Consider the following 18,914-nt stretch of genomic DNA (forward strand, 5'->3'; position numbering starts at 1 on the left):
ATTTTATTTTATATGTCAATAAAAAAAAGAATCTGTCTCATTTGAAACAGATTCTTAGTTTTTCCAGTTTTTCTAGCAATTATAGCAATACTTTCTCCGCTCTTTCCATATTCCAGTGAACTTCTTTGAGGAATCTTTCTAAAGCAATGGCATCCCCATTCTTGAAAAAATCAAGAATTTCCCGATGTTCATTGTTGAGCTGCGTTAACATTTCCTTTACTCGATCAGTTGAGTCATTTTCCCCTAAGTTTTTCATAAATTTTTTCTCTAATTGCAGTAAAAGTTCGATCAAACTTTTATTCGGGCATAGCTTATGATAAACACCATGAAAAGCCTCTTGCATTTTATCGTACATCCTGTAATTTTCTGTATTAATGGCTAAATCAATACTTTGAATATAAAACTCCATCTCCTTCATATCTTTTTCCGTTAATAATGGCACTGCCAGTGAGGCAGCTAATCCATCCAATGCCCCTATAATAAAATAAGTCTCTTTCGCTTCTTCCTTCGTTAAACTTTTGATGACAAATCCTTTACGTGGGATATTTTCTAGTAAACCTTCTGATGTCAGCTGAATGAGTGCTTCCCTTACTGGTGTTCTACTTACATTGAGGCTTTCACTAATATGGTTTTCATTCACCTTTTTCCCAGCCAGCAAGCTCCCATTGTTAATTTGTTCCACAATATAATTATAAACATGGTCTTTTAGCGATAAATATTCCATTATGAATTCTCCAATACGTTATTTAATACAATATATTGTATGTATAAATTGATTTTAATATATACCCTATTTTTTCTCAATTAATTCTTTTCTTATCAATGGAAAAAGTACTAATTAACACAGAACACCCTAATAGAGGTAAAAAGAAAAAGACCACCCTTTAGAGTGATCCTTCAGATTGGAACTATTTATCATTGTTTTTCAGTCAGCATTTTCACTACTTCTTTAATTTGTAGTTCTAATGAGATTGGGTCATTGCCCCAGAACAACTCTGGGTCAAGCTTGAATACTCGGTCATTCTTCACAGCGTCAAGTGACTTCCAAAGTCCTTCGCTCTCTCCCCATACCTCTGAGATTAAATCACCTTGATCGATGAAAATATAATCGCCGGCATAATCAGGAATGACTTCATACGAAACCTGACGATAAGCCTCTTTCCCTATCATTTCTTTCGCCTGTTTCGCTGGTGGCTTTAGTTGAAGATGCTTATAAATAGCTTCTCCGCCTCTATAGCCTCCGTCACCATAAATATAAAACCCTTTATCTACTACAAAAACGCCCATCAGCGCAAACGTATCCTCGGGTTTAATTATATTTGCAAGCTGTGCTCGTGCTTCCTCAGCTGTGTGATCTAATTGCTTAATCCATTTTTCCGCTTCATCCTTTTTGTTCAAAGCATCGCCCAATAGACGCATGGTTTCATAAATATCTCCTGTTGAGCTATAAGGAATTGCAAGAGTTGGTGCAATCTTCTCATATTGCTGAAGGATTGCCTCATCACTTACCCAAGTAATGATTAAATCTGGTTTCAGTTGTACGATGGTCTCTAATGATCTCTCTCCGGTTGTTTCAATTCCATCAATCTGCTCCTGGATTACTTTGTTCTCCAAATCCCATTGTGTAGAACCGATCGGCTTGACACCTAGTACAAGTAGCTCTGGTAAATAACCGTCTGTCACAATACGCTTTGGATGACTTGGCATTTCCAAATCTCCACGTTGTGTTTTAATAATCTTTGTTGCGGATTCTGACGTTTCAGCTGTAGAAGCATCCTGATTTGTATTGGATTTAGTGCTGTCATTGGCATTGCCACATGCCGTAAGTACGGTGATTAAAGCAAGAAATACTATCGATTTTAACAACTTATGTAAGTACAAGATTGTACCTCCTTATTTGATAATGATTATCATTCGCGATGATATATTCATTATAGAGACAGTCTTGTACAAGAACAACGCCTATAAATTGGATGTTTCACAGGGAAAATTGTTGGATTCGATTTTATTAATTAACAATTTTACCATTACATCCAGCTGGAGCTCCAATGAGAAACCATCATCAAACCAAAATTCATTGAGCTTCAGTAGATGTAATTGGCAGCCTTGCTCATACACTAATTGTTGCCAAATGGAACGCTGCATAAGCTGAGCACGGAACGATTCCGTATCATCCGTTGGCACAATCAAAAACATATGACTAGCCGCATATATGGGCAAGTCCTGCTCTGTCACTTTAAGATGCTTACCAGTTTGAAGTATCTCCTGTTCAATGGTTTGAGGGGCTCGTAGCCCTAATAATTCAAATAGAGTGTAGGCGGAGCGCACTGATAGATAAGGGATTAGCCATAAATTATCGTGACTTAATTCAAAGATACCAGCTGTTGTATCTGACTTAAAAAATGGTTGAATGACTTCTCTTGCTTCTTGAGCGGACTGTTGCAGCTTTACAATCCACTCCTCAGCCTGTTGTGTACGCCCTAGTAGTGTTCCAAGCAGTCTTACCTCTTCCAGCTTGTCCAACTGCCCCCAAGGAATTGTTAAAACAGGGGCAATTTGTTCGAGTGTTTTCATTATATCAGGATAGTTATAAAAATAAGTTGGTGCCACAATTAACTCTGGCTCGAGCTGGCGTATCTCTTCAAGTTGATCAAAGGACTCTATTTCCACAATGGTCGACAATCGTTTATGCAATAGCTTAGAAGATTGAAGCAGCTCTCGTGTAGTAGCGAGGGGTTGAATGCCCAATGCTACTAATGCCCCAAGAAATTGTATACTAACAATACGATGAGAATGCCTCCTCTTACGAAAACTACTAGGCGAAAGATGAACATATTTAGTAAAGGTTTTCCCCAAATATGAACCGTCAGCGAATCCTGTTTTCAACGCAATATCCTGCAATTTGTCATTTGTTCCTAGTAGCAGAAGCTTTGCTTGATCTACCCGAATTTGATTCACATACTCAGCAAAGCTCCACCCTGTTTCCTTCTTAAACAGCGAGGAGAAATAGCTTTCGTTAAAGCCAGTCATATCGGCCATAAAAGAACGCGTTAGCGGTGCTGCAAAATGTTGTTTGATATATGTAACAGCCTGTTGTATTGCTTGATCGTTCGTCACAAAACTGTTATCAATACTCTTTCTTTCAAAAATGGTATCGAGTAATTCGTGCAGAAGCAAATGAAGCTTAGGGGTTGTATTTAGGTTTTGCGTTTGCTGGAACTGTTCCAGCAAATTTTTAAGCAAACCTTCTGCATACCGAGGAAATTCCATGATCTGCCCATGTGCAGGCAAATGCGTTAAATCAATCACATATAACAGCTCATCCTTCTCCCGTTTTGCCAACCGGTAACTAGTAAATGAGATGCTGTAAACAGGTGCAAAGCCCTCACTAGCGTTTGGAACTAGATAGATATCCTGCTCTTGGTGTAAAAGCAAGACAAATTGCCCTTTACCTATTCGATAAATACCTTTCTCTGTTCGAATAGATACGGGCTGTGTCGGAATGATAACCATAGGAAATGGGCCTGCCAGCACAACAGGGCTAATCGTTCCCTCGTCTGCTAGAAGCATTGTGTCCAGAAGCTCATATGTCAACATTTCATTGAAATCCCCCATTCTATTTTTTGCAAAACAATCTTTATGTACAGTGTTGTCAGACAGCAAGTGTGACCCAATCATTGAGGCCTAACCAACTAAATTGTAATCTACCATAAATAAAACAAATCCAAAAGGGGTTCCAAACTAACTTAATTAGCTCATTTACAGTTTCTCGCCCATCTATTTTAATTGATCTTGTTATTCATTTTATAAGAAAAAATTGCGTTAGCTTATATAAGCTTTGCTCCAATAATCAACTCAAAAAAGCCCAAGTCCCGTCCTGAACGCGAGCCTGGGGCTTATTAAGCCTAATCAAGTTCATGCTTTATCTGAAATGCAAATTCTTCAATCGTTTTTCGATCTTGATAAATGGTAATTCCAATCCCAGAACGAGTAGATCGACTTGACATATATTCACCAGCATCTATCCAACATTGAAATTGGTAAATTTGTTCTTCAATCAACTCACTTTTGTTTGCCGAGATAGACAATGAAAAGGAAGGATCCGTTGAATCCCATACTCCTGCTTCTAATAATTCTTCCCAATTTCTTAGAATTAACGTATGTAACATCATCAGGTCACTTCGTAAAACGAAAAATGTATAATCCAAATGATGATTACCACAATAAAAATGAATATTAATTGTACTAGAAACAGCATCCGTTTCCACTATCTTAAACTCCATACTTGTTCTCGAGGCACTAAATGATCTATCTTTTATAATGGCCATTCATTTTCACTTCCATTACTAGTATAAATTTTAAAGCAATCACTCCAGAATCAAGTTTACCACTTTTGGAATTTTCTACATAAAGGAAATGAAAATTTTATCTTTGTATAAGTATACTTGTCCATAGATTTTTCGACCCTCTGCGACCTCCTGATAAGAACTGTTCATATTCATTTACTATACATAAAGTTCACCACTGCTAGAATTATCTAATTTCTACACATACACAAAAACAACAATATAAATTAATATGGCAGGAATTACGTAAGAGGAAATACCCATCAAATTCCATTTGTCTTCATCAAGTGACCAAAGATAAAGAAATAAAGTTATCATCGTAATCCCAAAAGCGCTCATAAGAATATTTAATAATCCAATAATCCCCATCCCCTTTTCTATCCTTTACATTACATCTAGTATATTCTTTAACCATTTAGACCATGCTACCCGTCTTTTCATATTCGAAGCATCCTTTACAATAGTGTTCCAGCCAATTTTGACATATGTCTCTTGCCAATTAATGAATAATGTCAGTGCTTCCATGGATATACATGCCCATTCACTCAACTTCGTGCTGCTATCTATTTTTATAACAAAAAAGTATTTGTCCTTTTACACCAATATTATAATACAAAAGAAAAACTGCCTATCACGACGCAGCCTATAATAAACATACTATTTTCCAAGTGAGTCTAATTTTTTGAGCGTAAGTAATACTTGCTAAATAAATGACGTTCCATTATTATAAAACGCTTGTTGAAAAAATTTGAAATAAACGAGGGATATTTAATTGGATACGTTAAATAATATCTTTAGGAGGTGTCAAAAATGAAAAGAGATAAGAAAAATACAGAATTTGCAACCGATGAGCCAACAAAACAAGCATTTTCTAGGGAAGCAGATCCAAGCAATATGAAAGAATCTAATGGGCGTAAGGGATCTACTGAACTCCCTCACCCAGATAAAGAAGACCTTATTATTGATGAGAAAAAAGGTAAGTCCACTTCATTATAATTTAAGACTATTTAACGTTTTATCTATTCAGACCGCTCATTTGAAGTGGTCTTTTTTTTATACTAGTTTTTAGTTTTATTAATGAGTCAAAGAATCCTACTAATGACAACAGACATTGACCATAGCAAGTTGCCATAATAGATTGCTGTCCACCTCAGTAAGAAGTTCAATCTCCTTCAATTTACTGGTTTGCCCCATTGACTGACCAATATGGGAATGAAGAAATAGGAGAAGTGTAATGGTATTTTCTTTGATACCGAAACCTTTAAAAAAGTTAATTGGGATAACTATGAGAAGTTAGATTTAGAAGCGATTGCTCCAGGTTACAAACAGCATGAATCATTGAAAGACTAAGGTCACTCAAACGAGTGGCTTTTTAATTATCAAAAATAACCGATTATTATCATGGTAAATAAGTACCATAATGGTTAAAGTTGTTTTTATAGGTTATTTATAATAGCCTTGTTAATTTAAAGGAGGATACATAAGTGGTTAATTTATTAAAAAAGAGTTTTATTTATTTAACGTTAGTGCTGCTATCATTAGTTAGCTTTAGTGTTGAAAGTGCATCTGCAGCAGAAGTAGTAGATTATGAAGAAGGGGTAACTAATTTAAATAATACACCTGAAAACAGTGCGGTAATCGGTGATCAGTTGCTTAAACCTGAAAAAGGATGGAAGCGATATGATGATTCAAACCCATTAATAAATTATTCAAACATGTATCGATTTTCGCACGAAGACTTGTATAAAAAAAGTCGAGTACAAGGTTATAATAAAGATATGAGTTTAACCTTCTATTTTGTGGGAACTAAATTTATGTTATTAGATTACATTGCTTATAATAGGGTGGATTTCACAATTACTATTGACGGTGTTTCTGAAGCAGCTACGGCAAAAGGTTATGGTATAAAAAGTCAGTCTATATACTATAAAAAAGTAGATTTACCTTATGGTAAACACAAAGTAGAGATAAACATAACAAATAATGTAAACAACGATACTTTTGCTCTAGATGCTATTGATGTGGACGGATTTTTAATATCAGAAAATGATGTTCCGAATATTGAATCCATAACTTTAGACAAAAATAATCTAGAATTACTTGAAGGTAGCCAAGATAAGCTAATAGCAACAACTACACCTGATACTGCAAAAGTAATCTGGTCATCAAGTGATGAAACAATTGCTACTGTAGAGCAGGATGGTAATGTTACGGCCCTTCATGAAGGTGAAGCAATAATTACTGCCAAAATTGAAGGTACTGATATTACAGCCACTAGTACAGTAATTGTTAAGAAACCAAACAATGAATTTTCAAATGCTATTTTAAGCATTACATTAGTAAACGGTATAACAAAAGAATATGATGTTACAAATACCGTTTTAAACAACTACTTAAATTGGTTTGAAAGTGCACAAGGTACATCAACATTCAAATTTTCTAAAACAATCTCACCTTATAAAAAAGTAACAGAATATATTGTACATGATAAAATTGCTTCTTTTGAAGTAAGAGAATATTAAACAAAAATTGACCAGGTACTCATCTTCCATTGAGCGCATGGTCTTTATTTTGGTGACTGATTAATAATTTTTCTACCTGAGTTTTCAAAGCCATATTAGCATATCTGAGTACCACATCATTACCTCCGTTGCAATTTGGACATCGCTAAAGTATTCGTCTATCTTTTTCACTTTTACTAATCTTATTTTTTCTTTTGCTAACAGTCTTTTCGAATCGTAATAATCATGTGTTATGTCTTTTAGTAATCTTTCAAGTATGGGTAAATAAACTTTACTCATTTTCAAATTTTCAATTACGGAGAAGTCACGTTGCAATGATTGAACTGCCATTTCTAGTATTAAAAATTTATGAAATAGTCGCCGTTGTTCAGGATTCAACATACAACTTCTTCCCCTCAACAAGAACGTTCGTTTGTATTTTTTCAGAACAATTATTTGCATTTTGACAAGTATTAATTTGTGGAAATAAAAAAGCCCAGGCTCAAATTAATGAGTACCTGGGAATCTTTCTATTATTCAGCTATTCCGCTTTAGATATTTCTTTAATATTCTCATCAAATTTAACTGGTGAAAGTATTAGACCACCGTTTTCATCAAATAAATAAGAAGTGTTATCGCCCCACCCATAAACATTGCCACTTTCTCCTAATGCAATTACAAATTGTTCACCAATAATAATATCAATTACTGGTTCTGGGATTGATATTTTCTCTTTACTAGTGATTGTTCTTTTTTTAGTATCACCTAAGCCTAGTTGTCCGTATTCATTACTTCCCCAACCATAAAGGTCTCCGTTTGCTTGTAACTTATAAAATGCCTTGTTACCAACAAACAATTGAGATATTGTTTGTACAGGTTTCTCAGGCTCCACTGGCTCTTCCTGCGGTGGTAGTAATTCGCCGTTTTCATCAATATCTAATGCATCCAAGTTTATACCTTTTGAATAACCTTCTGCTACTCGGATTATAGCACTATGTCTTTTATTTTCTAAACCTGTGACTTCAGCTATTAACGTCTGATTTTGTGTTGGTCCATGTATAGAAAATGTTTGTTTTACTTCTCCATCTATAACCAATTCTACTTTTTCAGCGTAATAATTACTTGTGTTCCATCTACGCACGATAATTCGAACTTTATCTCCTGTGAAATCAAATAATACAGGTTTATCATTTGCAGATGTATAAGAATAGCTACCGTTATACGGAGCACCATCTTTTGTGCTTTCGTATCCTTTTTTTATAATAGCTGGATGAGAATCGTCGTATCTTTTCCAACCAATTTCCGGTTCCTTTAATTGTTCTCCAATAGACGCTGCTTTAGCTTTGTTTCCCTCGATATCTAGAAGTGAGAAACTAAATAGTATAGCTATAGCTGCTGATACTATCATTAAAATCTTTTTCATAGTAATCCTCCAAAGTGATATTAATAGATTAATTATCCTATTTTTAAAATAATATAATTGACTTAATTATTATTCATTTTATTACATATTTCAACATATATTTCATCATATAACAAATGCATGTTAATACTTTTAATTAATACGCTGAGCAATAATGATTTTCAAACCTTCAAAATCACCACTTGTCATCGTGCCTTGGTCGAATTTATCAAGCCACGACTTATCAATTTTCTTTTTATCCACTGATTGTTTAATGTAGTCACGTACAGCAGCCTTCGTTGTGTCATTAGTGAATAACATTTTATCATCATCCTTTGCTATTGGTTTAGTTGTATTGCCTTCCACAATTAATTGCACTTGGTATTTACTATTGATTGGAATAATCACTTGTCCTTCAATTTTGTACCCCTTTGGCATAATCCAAGTTTGGCTTGACCCCGAAATGAGGACGATCAATATTACCTGTCCAATCTCCTCCCCATGTGGTGCCTAGATTACGTGCAATAGCACCTACTCGGCTTAGGGTTGCTACATCATATAAATCCTGTGGAGGACCAACAGCAATATCCCACGCTAATCGTGACTTATGATTGCTGTCTAGTGTCCAAGTAACAATTTGTCCCGGTCGAGTTCTTCCCTGTGCAAAAAGGTACTTCTGTCGTTCCTGTGAGCGATATGTTTCAGTAATAAAGACGTTCTTAATGCCTGCCTTAAAGCACTCTTGGAATATCAATCGACAGGCTGTTTGTGCAGCTGGTAATAGTTCAGAAATCTCTCGGCAGGTTGTTGTAATGCTTGTCATTTCACATCCCCCTTTGGTTTGTCATAATTCAATGCTTGCTCGCTGTCTGAGGTACCTTTGGTAGTCGGGTCGATAATAATACCGAGTAAACCTAAAATGCTTAATACAGTTTCTGAAATGGCTGTGATTTGAGCATTGTAAATCGTAATATCGACATTAAAAATGCCCGCTGTTTGATTAGCGAGTACTAGTAGTAAAGCGATTAATGACACCCAAAATTGTTTATGTTGTAAACGAACTTTCCAATTAATTTTCATGCTGATTCCTCCATTTATAGTTTCATAAAGTTTAGTACAAGGGCAATGATTGCTATTGCCCAGCCACCTCAGTTCTGTATAGCTTCTAGTACTTTGTTTTTACCAATGGAAACAGCTTCAATCTGCACCATCAATTCTTTAACTTGATCAACCTCAAGTTTTAATCCTTGGTACTCTTCACGCAATCCATTGTACTGTTTTATCAAATTACGAGTCTCTTGCATTTCCCCACATAAAGCATTTATTTGTTCGAATAATTCTTTATTCGAATACCATTCTTCCCCCATCTTTGACACCTACCTTACAAATAAAAATAGCACTGTTCGGCACAGTGCATTGCTTTGGTCTTGTTGTATAAAAATAGCCCTCCACAATTATCTGTGGAAGGCTTTAAAAAAGATTCACCACCAAATGGTGAGGTTTAATAATTAGTTGTCAACATTTATTACGTACCTACCTGTAACACCCTTACTATCTATATAATCTACTGTTATTACTGAACTTCCAGTTGATACCTTATTTATCTTTAGTGCAGCACCATTTTCTAAAGATACTGTTACTACTGATGAATTCGAAGATGTTGGATTTCTAAATGTAACGGTCCCTCCTGAGTTTTCAAATATTATTGCTTCTAAATAATAAACAGTAACACTATTTATGGACATAGAACGTGCATGTCCACTCTCAAATCCAGGCATTATTGTTACATTCGGTGTTGATGGTTCGCTATTCTCGTCTTATACCATTTTATCTCGGTTTTATAACGAGCCTTCACCGAGCAGGCGACTTTCATCGCACACGGCGATCCGTCAACAATAAATATCTAAAACTTATTTCCCCACTTTAACTATATGCATATCTATAAAAATAAAATATTGAGGAATGTTAATAAGTTTTTCAAAAATGTTAGTGGTTTAGATATAAAAAATAACGCTAGCTAATGCTGCGTTTACTTGTAAAACATGATTATGTATGTAAAAAAGAAAACGGCGAACATTGTACGCCAAATGTCATTAAATATAATACTAGTAAAATAAGCGAAAAGATAAATATTAGTTTTAACTTTCATTCCTTACGCCACACACATGTAAGCAACAGCTTAATCCAAAACGGTACATCTGTTTAACAGTAGAAAAAAGATTAGGACATAGTCGAACTGCAGTAACAGAAGATCGCTATGTCCACCTCAGAGAGAAAATGGTCAAGGGTGCTACATACTCTTTGACTCATTCGCTCACGCTTTATAAAAATTACTAGTGGTAGACCCACTTTACTGATAAAAAAACACTCGTTTTATTCAATGCTGTTAAACCAATATTACTTCGTATCATCCATCTTCAGTACAGCCATGAATGCCTCTTGTGGGACTTCGACTGAACCTACTTGTTTCATACGTTTTTTACCTTCTTTTTGTTTATCAAGAAGCTTGCGTTTACGTGAGATATCCCCACCGTAACATTTTGCTAAAACGTTTTTACGGATCGCTTTAATTGTTGAACGTGCCACAATTTTTTGGCCAACTGCTGCTTGAATTGGGACTTCAAATTGTTGACGTGGGATTAATTCTTTTAATTTTTCAACGATAATTTTACCACGATCATAGGCAAAATCACGGTGTACGATAAAGCTTAGTGCATCGACTTGCTCACCATTCAATAAAATATCCATTTTCACTAATTTTGATTGCTGGTAACCGATTAATTCGTAGTCAAATGATGCATAGCCTTTTGTATTTGATTTCAAATAATCGAAGAAATCATACACGATTTCTGATAGAGGCATTTCATAAATAATACTTACACGAGTTGTATCGATATAATCCATTGTCATGAAGTTACCACGTTTCATTTGACATAGCTCCATGACCGCTCCTACATAATCATTTGGCACCATAATTGTTGCTTTTACATATGGCTCCTCTACACGATCAATTTTTTGTGGATCTGGCATAAAGGAAGGATTATCTACTTTGATGGAAGAGCCATCTGTCATATGGACTTCGTAAATTACCGAAGGCGCAGTTGTAATTAGGTCAATATTAAATTCACGCTCAATTCGCTCCTGAATAATCTCCATATGTAGTAATCCTAAGAATCCACAACGGAAACCAAAACCAAGTGCTTGAGATGTCTCAGGCTCATACTGTAGAGCCGAGTCATTTAACTCTAATTTTTCTAAGGCTTCACGTAAATCATTGTATTTGGCTGTATCGATTGGGTATAAACCACAGTATACCATTGGATTTAAGCGACGGTACCCTGCTAGTGGCTCAGTAGCTGGACGGTTTGCATAGGTTACTGTATCCCCTACTCGTGTGTCCCCTACATTTTTAATAGATGCTGTTAAATAGCCTACATCCCCAACCGTTAATTCAGATTGTGGCACAACTTTTGGTGTATGTACCCCAACTTCAATGACTTCGAATTCCGCTCCTGTTGCCATCATGCGGATTTTATCTCCAGGCTTGACAGTCCCGTTGATAACACGAATGGAGATGATAACGCCTTTATAGGCATCATAAATTGAGTCAAAGATTAAGGCTTGTAGAGGTGCATCTGGATCACCTGTTGGTGCTGGTACCTTTTCAACGATTTGCTCTAAAATATCCTCAATCCCAATTCCTGCCTTAGCAGAAGCTAATACTGCTTCTGATGCATCTAACCCGATGACATCCTCCACTTCTTGACGTACGCGTTCAGGATCTGCTGCTGGTAAATCAATTTTATTAATAACAGGTAAAATTTCTAGATCATTATCAAGAGCTAAATAAACATTTGCCAGTGTTTGCGCTTCAATACCTTGTGCAGCATCCACTACTAAAATGGCGCCCTCACAAGCAGCTAAACTACGGGAAACCTCATATGTGAAATCGACATGTCCTGGTGTATCGATTAAATGAAATGTATATACTTCACCGTTTTTTGCTTCGTACTTTAATTGAACTGCATTTAATTTAATCGTAATGCCTCGCTCACGCTCTAAATCCATTGAGTCGAGGAGCTGTGCTTTCATTTCACGGGATGTTAATGATTTTGTTTGCTCTAAAAGACGGTCTGCAAGCGTTGATTTCCCGTGGTCAATATGTGCAATAATAGAGAAATTTCGTATATTCTCTTGTCGTTTTAAACGTGCTTCTCGGTTCATCTTTTCCACTCCTAATTAAACTATAATGAATTATACTATGAACGCTACTCAAAGTACAACAGCAACTAGACTAGAAAGCCTATAATATCAATACTTTCAATGTTCGCTACCGCAATTAAATTTCATATTTTTAAGTATATAAATACAGTGGGATTAGACTCCTTAATAAGAATTGATTGAAAAAAATATTATATTCTACGAAATAAAAAAAGTCAGCTACACAGACAAAAGCTGTATATACTGACTTTTTTATTCATTTATTTGTTGATGGATTGTTGAATAAGATTTGTTAAAACTTCTACACCCTTTTTCTCTAAATGAACACCATCTGGAGCGAAGTACTCTGGATGATTAAGGGCTGCCGCATGCCAGTCAATGAGTGTAATATTTTCATGTTCCTCTGACTTTTGGAGTAAAGACGCATTCACTTTCCCTTCCCATGAACGAGGCACACGTGTATTTACTAAATAAATATCTGCATGAGCAAATGCAGCAAGAAGTGTATCTATTTGGTCATTCGTAAAATAGCCATTTGTCCCTAATTGGATGATTATCGCATTATTAGATTGATTAAAACTCGCATAATTTGGTGCTAGCTTGACAGCTTGTGAAACTTGACGACCTATCTTCCCATCAATTGTAATGTTCGGAAAAACCTTATGTAAGCTCGTTGCTATATCGATCATAACAGAATCACCAATTGCTAGTATGTTTTGATAAGCATCCTCTTTCTCAGGCACAACATTTGTTTCATTTTCTTCTGGCTTTGGTGTTTCTATATCTGGAACCTCAACTACTTCTTCCTTACTAGGTGAAGGATTGTCAGTCGTTTTGTCCGTTTCTTTTATTGGATTAGCAGTAGGTTCATTACCATTAATTTTAATGGCAGTTGGATACGAATCCTTTGAACTTTGCTGGCCTTCTCCCACGACCCCTGTAATCCCTGTGAAAAATACAAGAAGGAAAAGTGGAACCATGACAGTAGATACTTTTCTTGAAAATGTGAGGCTTCCCCATTTCTTTTTATTGAATACGAAATATTTCCGATAATAGGCCCAGAACCCTTCTTTACGAATCGGCATTTCAATAAAGCGATAGGAGCATTCTGCAATCGTCACGATGAGTACTAGCTGAAGTGCAATTCGCCAATAGGAGGGGTTTCCAATTTCATGAATAGGTGTGCCTAATACCATGACGGGGTAGTGCCAAAGATAAATACCGTAGGATCGTGAGCCAATCCAACATAGTGGTTTCCACGCAAGTATTCTTCCTAAAATACTAACTGGGTGACAAACACAAGCAATTAATACGGCTGCATTCAAGCAAAATAGGAACATTCCGCCTCTATAAAGGAACGTTTGAAATTCATCCACATACATAATGCTGACAAGAAAAATAGTAAACGAAATAAAGCTAATACTATTTAATTTCTTCATATGGCTAGTTGATAATTTTTGTGATGATAGTCTTTTCATTGGCCAAATAAGCGCTAACCAACAGCCAATTAATAATTCAAAACAGCGTGTGTCCGTTCCATAATATACACGACTCGGATCAGCACCTGGCTGGTAAAGTATCGCCATTAATAGGGCCGAGCAAATAGCTCCAATAAAAACAACCTTTGCTAGTTTACTTTGTTTTTTTACAACATACAGTCCTATCATTAAAAGCAATGGCCAAATTACATAAAATTGTTCTTCAATAGCTAATGACCATAAATTCTTTAAGGGTGATGGAGAACCGAAACTATCAAAATAAGAAAGTTTATGAAAGATGAACCACCAATTACTTGAATAGAAAATAGAAGACAGTGCATCTCCACGTAATGTATGAAGGAGCTCTTTATGAAAGAGCATGGCCCAAACAAATGATGTAATAATCATAACGTAGGCAGCCGGTAGTAACCGTCTAAATCGTCCAATCCAAAATTTCTTTAGACTGACTGTTAATTGGTTGCCCTTTAAAGGTAACATGGTAGAGGTGATTAAATAGCCTGATAGTACAAAAAAGATATCAACTCCTAAAAAGCCACCTCTAGCCCAACTGAAGTTAAAATGATAAGCAATAACTGCTAATACAGCTAATGCTCGAATCCCGTCTAGTCCAGGAATGTAACGATGATTTAATGACTTGCCTGACATACTATTCCTTCCTTCAATAATCTATAAAACCCATTGTCAAGTAATGTGAAACCTTGATTAAAACCATCCCCTCTCAAATGATTAGTTTGTTCACTTATATGTTTGACGTTTGAGAAACGATAAAAGTTTTAGAGAAATATTGAATGTCATTACTTTTCTAGTCTCTTATAAAATTCATTCTCTACATATGTATTTCTAAAAAGTCATTTCCATAAATGGTAGATACTACAAAAGCTCTTTCACCCTGTTAGCATATGCCTTCATTCATTATAAAATCGTGAGCCAACTTGAAAATTATAAGGCAAGAATTGAGCAATGGAAAGCCCAATAATTAGATTTTTTTCTGGAAATTTTTATTATAATAAAATATCAAAAAGCGAGCCTATAGGAGACTCACTTTTTGATTACTATGTTTATTTTTTTGAATCATTAACAAATGCCTTTGATATGGCTTTCCCGATGACTGCAATCGTGCGATTTACCTCTTCTTCTGTATTGCCAATCCCACCGATTTCAATAATCATCATTTGCTTAGCTAAATCTTGATTATATCTCCCATCGACACCATCTCCACTTTTGGAAATAACACCTTTTGATATTTTCGGAACGATGGCATTCAATGTGGAAGATAAACTTTCTGCATAAGCTGTGTTCCAGCGGTAATTAGCATGCTCTGCCCCAACGACGATAGCGATTTTCGCGTAGTTTTCCCCATTATAGGAGATCGTTGTAAGATCATGTTTTAAGGAATCACGATGTAAATCTAGTATTAAATCATAATTATTGGTTTCTAAATGTTTACTAAGAAAAGGTCTTATTACATCATAGGATTGATGATAGCCCTTCCCCTGTGCTTGTAATTCCTTCATAGTATCTACATCAAGAATATCCGTCTTTAAACCATTGACATTAAAATGATTCACAATCTTATCCTTCAAGCTCATAATGTTGACCGTTTCATGAGAAGTCGCTACCTTACCACTCACAGCTTTCACCATCGGTTCGTATGCTTCATGAGTATGCGTAAATAATACTAACACCTTAAACGGATCTAAATCTGGTTCGGGCTCTTTCGTTTGTTCAAGTACATTCTGTTCTTCTAAATTAGTAGCGGCAAACACGACTTGTTTATCTTCAGGTTGTTTAATCGGAGTCGATGCTTGCTTGTTGAACGGAAGTTGCCCAGCAATGACAGGTAATACGAAAAAGAACAATAATATACCAAATGACCATTGTAGTTTTTTTAGCAAAGTCACACCCTCCTCCCCATATCGTATGGAGGGGGGGTGTCATTTAGAACGTAAAAATTTTTCCTGATTTATGCATAATGGTAGCTAATTTTTATAAGTCACTGGCCCAGTTCATTAGCATTGAAGCGACTAAATTTGCGTAACGATCAATCCAGTAATCCGCTTCTTTAGGCGTTACCATCAATTGTCTATGTGAGGCAGCAAAGGTTTCTTCAAACAATTGCTGACGTTCCTCTCTCGTCCATGTTGCCCATTCCCCGAAAATAGGTTCTACCAATGACATATCTAGCTCCTTGTCGATATTCGGCTGCCATGAGGATAATGATAGCTTCGATGAAGGATTACTACGTTCAGCTACGCGAGCCGCTATTGATCGCAGCATCACTTCTACCGCATCAGCAATTAAAACAGGCGCATCTACCACTGTCGGTATACCAATGGCTGTTACAGGAATGCCAAGCATTTCATAGGAGATTTCTTGCCTTTGATTCCCTACACCTGACCCTGGATGTATACCAGTATTCGTTAATTGAATGGTTTTGCAAAGTCGATTACTAGCTCTTGTCGCAAGCGCATCAACGACAATGACTAATTTTGGCTTTAATCGCTCAGCAATTGCGGCTACAAACTCTCCCGTTTCATAGCCCGTTTGTCCAGTGACACCTGGGGCATACATAACAAATTTATCATCAATCACATCTAAACTATGCAAATGATCAATTAGATACGGACCAATCGCATCAGGTGTAATCGTGCGATTACCCAAACCAATAATTAAAATTTTATCGTCCTCTTGCCAGGAGAGCGATTCATGTAATTTTTTAAAATTCTCTAGCAATTCTTGCTCCAGCTGTACAAATCCGTCCTGATCTTCTAATGTCAGTGTCGGAACAGAAAGGGTAATATATTGGCCTTCTTTTTTGCCAATTTGCTTCTCCCCTTCACCATCCACTAGCACATCCGTAATTTTCACTCGACCGGCTGTTCGGTCTTCAATTTGAACGCCACTCGATTGTTTAAGCTTTTCTTTTTGCTCCTTCGTTTGATGGACAACTACCTCTTCAGATTCATCGATTAAATCTGTCCGATACCAGTTAAAATTTTGCATACAAATCACCTCAAGCAGTAGTTTGTTCAAACTGTCAAGTAAATATTCTTTGCATTTATCTATTGCAATTTAGCCAAGCGTTTGTTAAAATGATTTTTGTTGTATTGACACAAGAAATCAATGAGAAGATATCATCTCGTACCTAATTTAGGAGGTGAAATATATGCCAAACATTAAATCTGCGATTAAACGCGTAAAAGTTAACGAAAAAGCTAACATTGCTAATTCTCAAGCTAAATCTGCTATGCGTACTACAGTGAAAAAAGCTGAAAACGCTGTTGCTGACAATGCTGAAAACAAACAAGAACTTTTACAAGCAGCTTTCAAATCATTAGATAAAGCAGCTTCAAAAGGACTTATCCACAAAAACGCGGCGGCTCGTAAAAAGTCTCGCCTTGCTAAAAAAGCGTAATTGTTTAAAGGATCAGATACTCTATTAAGAGTAGCTGGTCTTTTTAATTTTTATAGAAAATATAAAAGCTGTCCGCTATTGGACAGCTTTTGTATTAAAGTTGACGAAGTAAAAAGAGCTCCAAATATCGTTCGCGATTACCACCTGTTGATTTCAACTGTAAATCTACCTCCGCTAGTTGATATAAGGCTCTCAGTAAACTTTCTTCTGACGGACGATTACGTTGCTCCGTCATTAATTTGACACGATACGGATGTATTTTTAAATTTTTGGCGATTTGCTGCGGATGGTACCCTTTTTTCAATAAATAAAAAACATTCGACATCGTGCGAACATTAGATGCCAGTAGTCCAACAAGCATAATCGGCTCTTGCTTTTGTCGCAATAAATCATGATAAATCGACAAAGCGCTGACCGAATCATTAGCCAAATAGGCGTTGAGCATTTTAAAGGCGTCCTGCTCCAATGTTTTTGCTACTAAATCCTCCACTAGCGATACCGTAATTTCTCCGCCTTCACCAAGATAAAGGGTAAGCTTGTCTATTTCCATTTGTAATTGAAGCATGTTCGCCCCAACCATCGTCACAAGAAGCTCGATCGCATCCTGTGTGATGCTATTGCCCTGTGCCTTAACATTACTTTGAATCCAAACAGCTAAATCCTGTTCTTTAGGTGTTTCTGCTTCCACCAGTAATGCATGCTCTTTCATCATTTTTGTCACTTTTTTACGCTCATCTAACTTTTCATATGGAGCAATAAAAACGGTTACGGAAAAATCAGAAGGGTTGGACAACCATGCCTCCAGTCGTTTCACATCATGGTCAATCTTTTCTTTTCCTTTTTCTGTTGCCTTTAAAAACGAAGCATTTTTGGCAATAATGAGCTTTTGCTCAGAAAAAAAGGGAATGGTATCCGCTTCATCCATAACTGCATCAACAGGCACTTCATCTAAATCAAAAGTGGTCATTTCCAGCTCATCTTCTGGTCCCATCGCTTCTTTTATACGCTTAATGGTTTCATCTATAAAATAGCTTTCTTCACCAACTAGTAGATATACTGGTGCCAGCTCACCTTTTTTTATTGTTTTCCAAACCGTTGAAATCATAATTTTCCCTCCATCTAGCAATACTATAAGTATACATGATTTTATCTGCCTTGAGCAGGCTACAGCCTTGATAGATGCCATACTTATATGCCTTTCATTTGGTAAGCCAATCCAAGATTACATTTCTATCGAGCAATCACCAAGCTATCTTAGGTGTCCTGTAGTGAGTTTGACCGAATTGTGTCGATTCCTTGCCAGACAGGGAATTCTCCTTTTCGATATAGCTTTTATGTACATGTTGTCTTATAATAAATAACAGAATTGGAGGGATAACAATGAATCCATTTGAAGGAAAAAACATACAATGTCGACGTAACGATGCAATCGATTCTGGTGTTGGTTTCGGTGTATCATTTGGCGTTTTCACACTAATGTTTATTATCGCCACAATAGTAGAGTTCGTATCACAGTAATCAGACTTAAAT

At 36.2% G+C, this 18,914-nt stretch carries 20 protein-coding genes and 1 pseudogene; 4 read left to right on the forward strand and 17 right to left on the reverse strand.

The features are described from left to right. Positions 1–79: 79 nt before the first annotated feature. From AC07YC_RS08365 to AC07YC_RS08390, 6 genes are all read right to left on the reverse strand, one after another. A complete protein-coding gene (locus tag AC07YC_RS08365; RefSeq protein ID WP_494919035.1) occupies positions 80–724 on the reverse strand; it encodes a GntR family transcriptional regulator in 645 nt (214 codons plus the stop codon). 191 nt (positions 725–915) lie between these two features. Further along, positions 916–1,881 carry an ABC transporter substrate-binding protein gene (locus tag AC07YC_RS08370; RefSeq protein ID WP_494919036.1) on the reverse strand — a complete coding sequence of 322 codons (966 nt, stop codon included), beginning with the start codon at positions 1,879–1,881 and terminating at the stop codon, positions 916–918. A gap of 81 nt (positions 1,882–1,962) precedes the next feature. Further along, positions 1,963–3,597 (reverse strand): helix-turn-helix domain-containing protein, encoded by a 1,635-nt coding sequence (locus AC07YC_RS08375; protein ID WP_494919037.1) that lies wholly within the window; start codon positions 3,595–3,597, stop codon positions 1,963–1,965. Positions 3,598–3,905: 308 nt separating this feature from the next. Continuing rightward, positions 3,906–4,283 carry a hypothetical protein gene (locus AC07YC_RS08380; protein ID WP_494919038.1) on the reverse strand — a complete coding sequence of 126 codons (378 nt, stop codon included), beginning with the start codon at positions 4,281–4,283 and terminating at the stop codon, positions 3,906–3,908. 261 nt (positions 4,284–4,544) lie between these two features. Then, complete coding sequence (locus AC07YC_RS08385) at positions 4,545–4,685, reverse strand: hypothetical protein (protein ID WP_494919039.1); 141 nt, start codon at positions 4,683–4,685, stop codon at positions 4,545–4,547. 45 nt (positions 4,686–4,730) lie between these two features. Beyond that, complete coding sequence (locus tag AC07YC_RS08390) at positions 4,731–4,871, reverse strand: hypothetical protein (RefSeq protein WP_494919040.1); 141 nt, start codon at positions 4,869–4,871, stop codon at positions 4,731–4,733. A 285-nt stretch (positions 4,872–5,156) separates the two neighbouring features. Here AC07YC_RS08390 and AC07YC_RS08395 point away from each other — a divergent pair, with 285 nt between their 5' ends. After that, the gene (locus tag AC07YC_RS08395; protein ID WP_494919041.1) at positions 5,157–5,342 is read left to right on the forward strand and encodes a hypothetical protein; all 186 of its coding nucleotides are present in this window, start codon (positions 5,157–5,159) and stop codon (positions 5,340–5,342) included. Between the two features lie 488 nt (positions 5,343–5,830). Beyond that, positions 5,831–6,868, forward strand: a complete 1,038-nt coding sequence (locus tag AC07YC_RS08400) for an Ig-like domain-containing protein (RefSeq protein WP_427485592.1) — start codon at positions 5,831–5,833, stop codon at positions 6,866–6,868. An 84-nt stretch (positions 6,869–6,952) separates the two neighbouring features. Here AC07YC_RS08400 and AC07YC_RS08405 read toward each other — a convergent pair whose 3' ends face one another. The 10 genes and pseudogenes from AC07YC_RS08405 to gpr all read right to left on the reverse strand — a co-directional run bounded on the left by AC07YC_RS08405 (position 6,953) and on the right by gpr (position 16,972). After that, on the reverse strand, positions 6,953–7,249 hold the full coding sequence (locus AC07YC_RS08405) for a YhjD family protein (protein ID WP_494919042.1): 297 nt from the start codon (positions 7,247–7,249) through the stop codon (positions 6,953–6,955). Between the two features lie 139 nt (positions 7,250–7,388). Beyond that, a complete protein-coding gene (locus AC07YC_RS08410) occupies positions 7,389–8,270 on the reverse strand; it encodes a hypothetical protein (RefSeq protein ID WP_494919043.1) in 882 nt (293 codons plus the stop codon). A gap of 132 nt (positions 8,271–8,402) precedes the next feature. After that, positions 8,403–9,072, reverse strand: a pseudogene (locus AC07YC_RS08415) (M15 family metallopeptidase). Then, the gene (locus AC07YC_RS08420; protein WP_089987110.1) at positions 9,069–9,329 is read right to left on the reverse strand and encodes a phage holin; all 261 of its coding nucleotides are present in this window, start codon (positions 9,327–9,329) and stop codon (positions 9,069–9,071) included. The pseudogene AC07YC_RS08415 and the gene AC07YC_RS08420 overlap by 4 nt, the downstream one beginning before the upstream one ends. 68 nt (positions 9,330–9,397) lie before the next feature. Beyond that, positions 9,398–9,616, reverse strand: a complete 219-nt coding sequence (locus AC07YC_RS08425) for a hypothetical protein (RefSeq protein WP_494919044.1) — start codon at positions 9,614–9,616, stop codon at positions 9,398–9,400. 141 nt (positions 9,617–9,757) lie between these two features. Further along, entirely contained in the window at positions 9,758–10,027 is a 270-nt protein-coding gene (locus AC07YC_RS08430; RefSeq protein WP_494919045.1) for a hypothetical protein, read from the reverse strand. Positions 10,028–10,646: 619 nt separating this feature from the next. Then, the gene (gene lepA, locus AC07YC_RS08435; protein ID WP_025114334.1) at positions 10,647–12,473 is read right to left on the reverse strand and encodes a translation elongation factor 4; all 1,827 of its coding nucleotides are present in this window, start codon (positions 12,471–12,473) and stop codon (positions 10,647–10,649) included. Between the two features lie 257 nt (positions 12,474–12,730). Then, positions 12,731–14,614: an acyltransferase family protein gene (locus AC07YC_RS08440; protein WP_494919046.1), complete on the reverse strand. Its 1,884-nt coding sequence runs from the start codon at positions 14,612–14,614 to the stop codon at positions 12,731–12,733. Between the two features lie 413 nt (positions 14,615–15,027). Continuing rightward, entirely contained in the window at positions 15,028–15,870 is an 843-nt protein-coding gene (gene spoIIP / locus AC07YC_RS08445; protein WP_225316126.1) for a stage II sporulation protein P, read from the reverse strand. A gap of 85 nt (positions 15,871–15,955) precedes the next feature. Then, positions 15,956–16,972 (reverse strand): GPR endopeptidase, encoded by a 1,017-nt coding sequence (gene gpr / locus AC07YC_RS08450; RefSeq protein WP_008180896.1) that lies wholly within the window; start codon positions 16,970–16,972, stop codon positions 15,956–15,958. Positions 16,973–17,135: 163 nt separating this feature from the next. Between gpr and rpsT the strand changes: the two genes are divergently transcribed. Next, complete coding sequence (gene rpsT / locus AC07YC_RS08455) at positions 17,136–17,384, forward strand: 30S ribosomal protein S20 (RefSeq protein WP_008180898.1); 249 nt, start codon at positions 17,136–17,138, stop codon at positions 17,382–17,384. Positions 17,385–17,478: 94 nt separating this feature from the next. On the opposite strand, the gene holA is transcribed toward rpsT, so the two are convergent. Then, a complete protein-coding gene (gene holA / locus AC07YC_RS08460; protein ID WP_494919047.1) occupies positions 17,479–18,489 on the reverse strand; it encodes a DNA polymerase III subunit delta in 1,011 nt (336 codons plus the stop codon). A 275-nt stretch (positions 18,490–18,764) separates the two neighbouring features. Between holA and AC07YC_RS08465 the strand changes: the two genes are divergently transcribed. Next, complete coding sequence (locus AC07YC_RS08465) at positions 18,765–18,902, forward strand: YqzM family protein (protein WP_004226902.1); 138 nt, start codon at positions 18,765–18,767, stop codon at positions 18,900–18,902. The last annotated feature ends 12 nt before the right edge of the window (positions 18,903–18,914 follow it).

This window comes from Lysinibacillus sp. GW247-5R2A, assembly GCF_059424475.1.

Coding starts and splice junctions, on each gene's coding strand:
- AC07YC_RS08365 (WP_494919035.1), bottom strand. CDS start 724: ATGGAATATTTATCGCTAAAAGACCATGTTTATAATTATATTGTGGAA.
- AC07YC_RS08375 (WP_494919037.1), bottom strand. CDS start 3,597: ATGTTGACATATGAGCTTCTGGACACAATGCTTCTAGCAGACGAGGGA.
- AC07YC_RS08380 (WP_494919038.1), bottom strand. CDS start 4,283: ATGGAGTTTAAGATAGTGGAAACGGATGCTGTTTCTAGTACAATTAAT.
- AC07YC_RS08385 (WP_494919039.1), bottom strand. CDS start 4,685: ATGAGCGCTTTTGGGATTACGATGATAACTTTATTTCTTTATCTTTGG.
- AC07YC_RS08390 (WP_494919040.1), bottom strand. CDS start 4,871: ATGGAAGCACTGACATTATTCATTAATTGGCAAGAGACATATGTCAAA.
- AC07YC_RS08395 (WP_494919041.1), top strand. CDS start 5,157: ATGAAAAGAGATAAGAAAAATACAGAATTTGCAACCGATGAGCCAACA.
- AC07YC_RS08405 (WP_494919042.1), bottom strand. CDS start 7,249: ATGTTGAATCCTGAACAACGGCGACTATTTCATAAATTTTTAATACTA.
- AC07YC_RS08410 (WP_494919043.1), bottom strand. CDS start 8,270: ATGAAAAAGATTTTAATGATAGTATCAGCAGCTATAGCTATACTATTT.
- AC07YC_RS08420 (WP_089987110.1), bottom strand. CDS start 9,329: ATGAAAATTAATTGGAAAGTTCGTTTACAACATAAACAATTTTGGGTG.
- AC07YC_RS08425 (WP_494919044.1), bottom strand. CDS start 9,616: ATGGGGGAAGAATGGTATTCGAATAAAGAATTATTCGAACAAATAAAT.
- AC07YC_RS08430 (WP_494919045.1), bottom strand. CDS start 10,027: ATGCCTGGATTTGAGAGTGGACATGCACGTTCTATGTCCATAAATAGT.
- lepA (WP_025114334.1), bottom strand. CDS start 12,473: ATGAACCGAGAAGCACGTTTAAAACGACAAGAGAATATACGAAATTTC.
- AC07YC_RS08440 (WP_494919046.1), bottom strand. CDS start 14,614: ATGTCAGGCAAGTCATTAAATCATCGTTACATTCCTGGACTAGACGGG.
- gpr (WP_008180896.1), bottom strand. CDS start 16,972: ATGCAAAATTTTAACTGGTATCGGACAGATTTAATCGATGAATCTGAA.
- rpsT (WP_008180898.1), top strand. CDS start 17,136: ATGCCAAACATTAAATCTGCGATTAAACGCGTAAAAGTTAACGAAAAA.
- holA (WP_494919047.1), bottom strand. CDS start 18,489: ATGATTTCAACGGTTTGGAAAACAATAAAAAAAGGTGAGCTGGCACCA.
- AC07YC_RS08465 (WP_004226902.1), top strand. CDS start 18,765: ATGAATCCATTTGAAGGAAAAAACATACAATGTCGACGTAACGATGCA.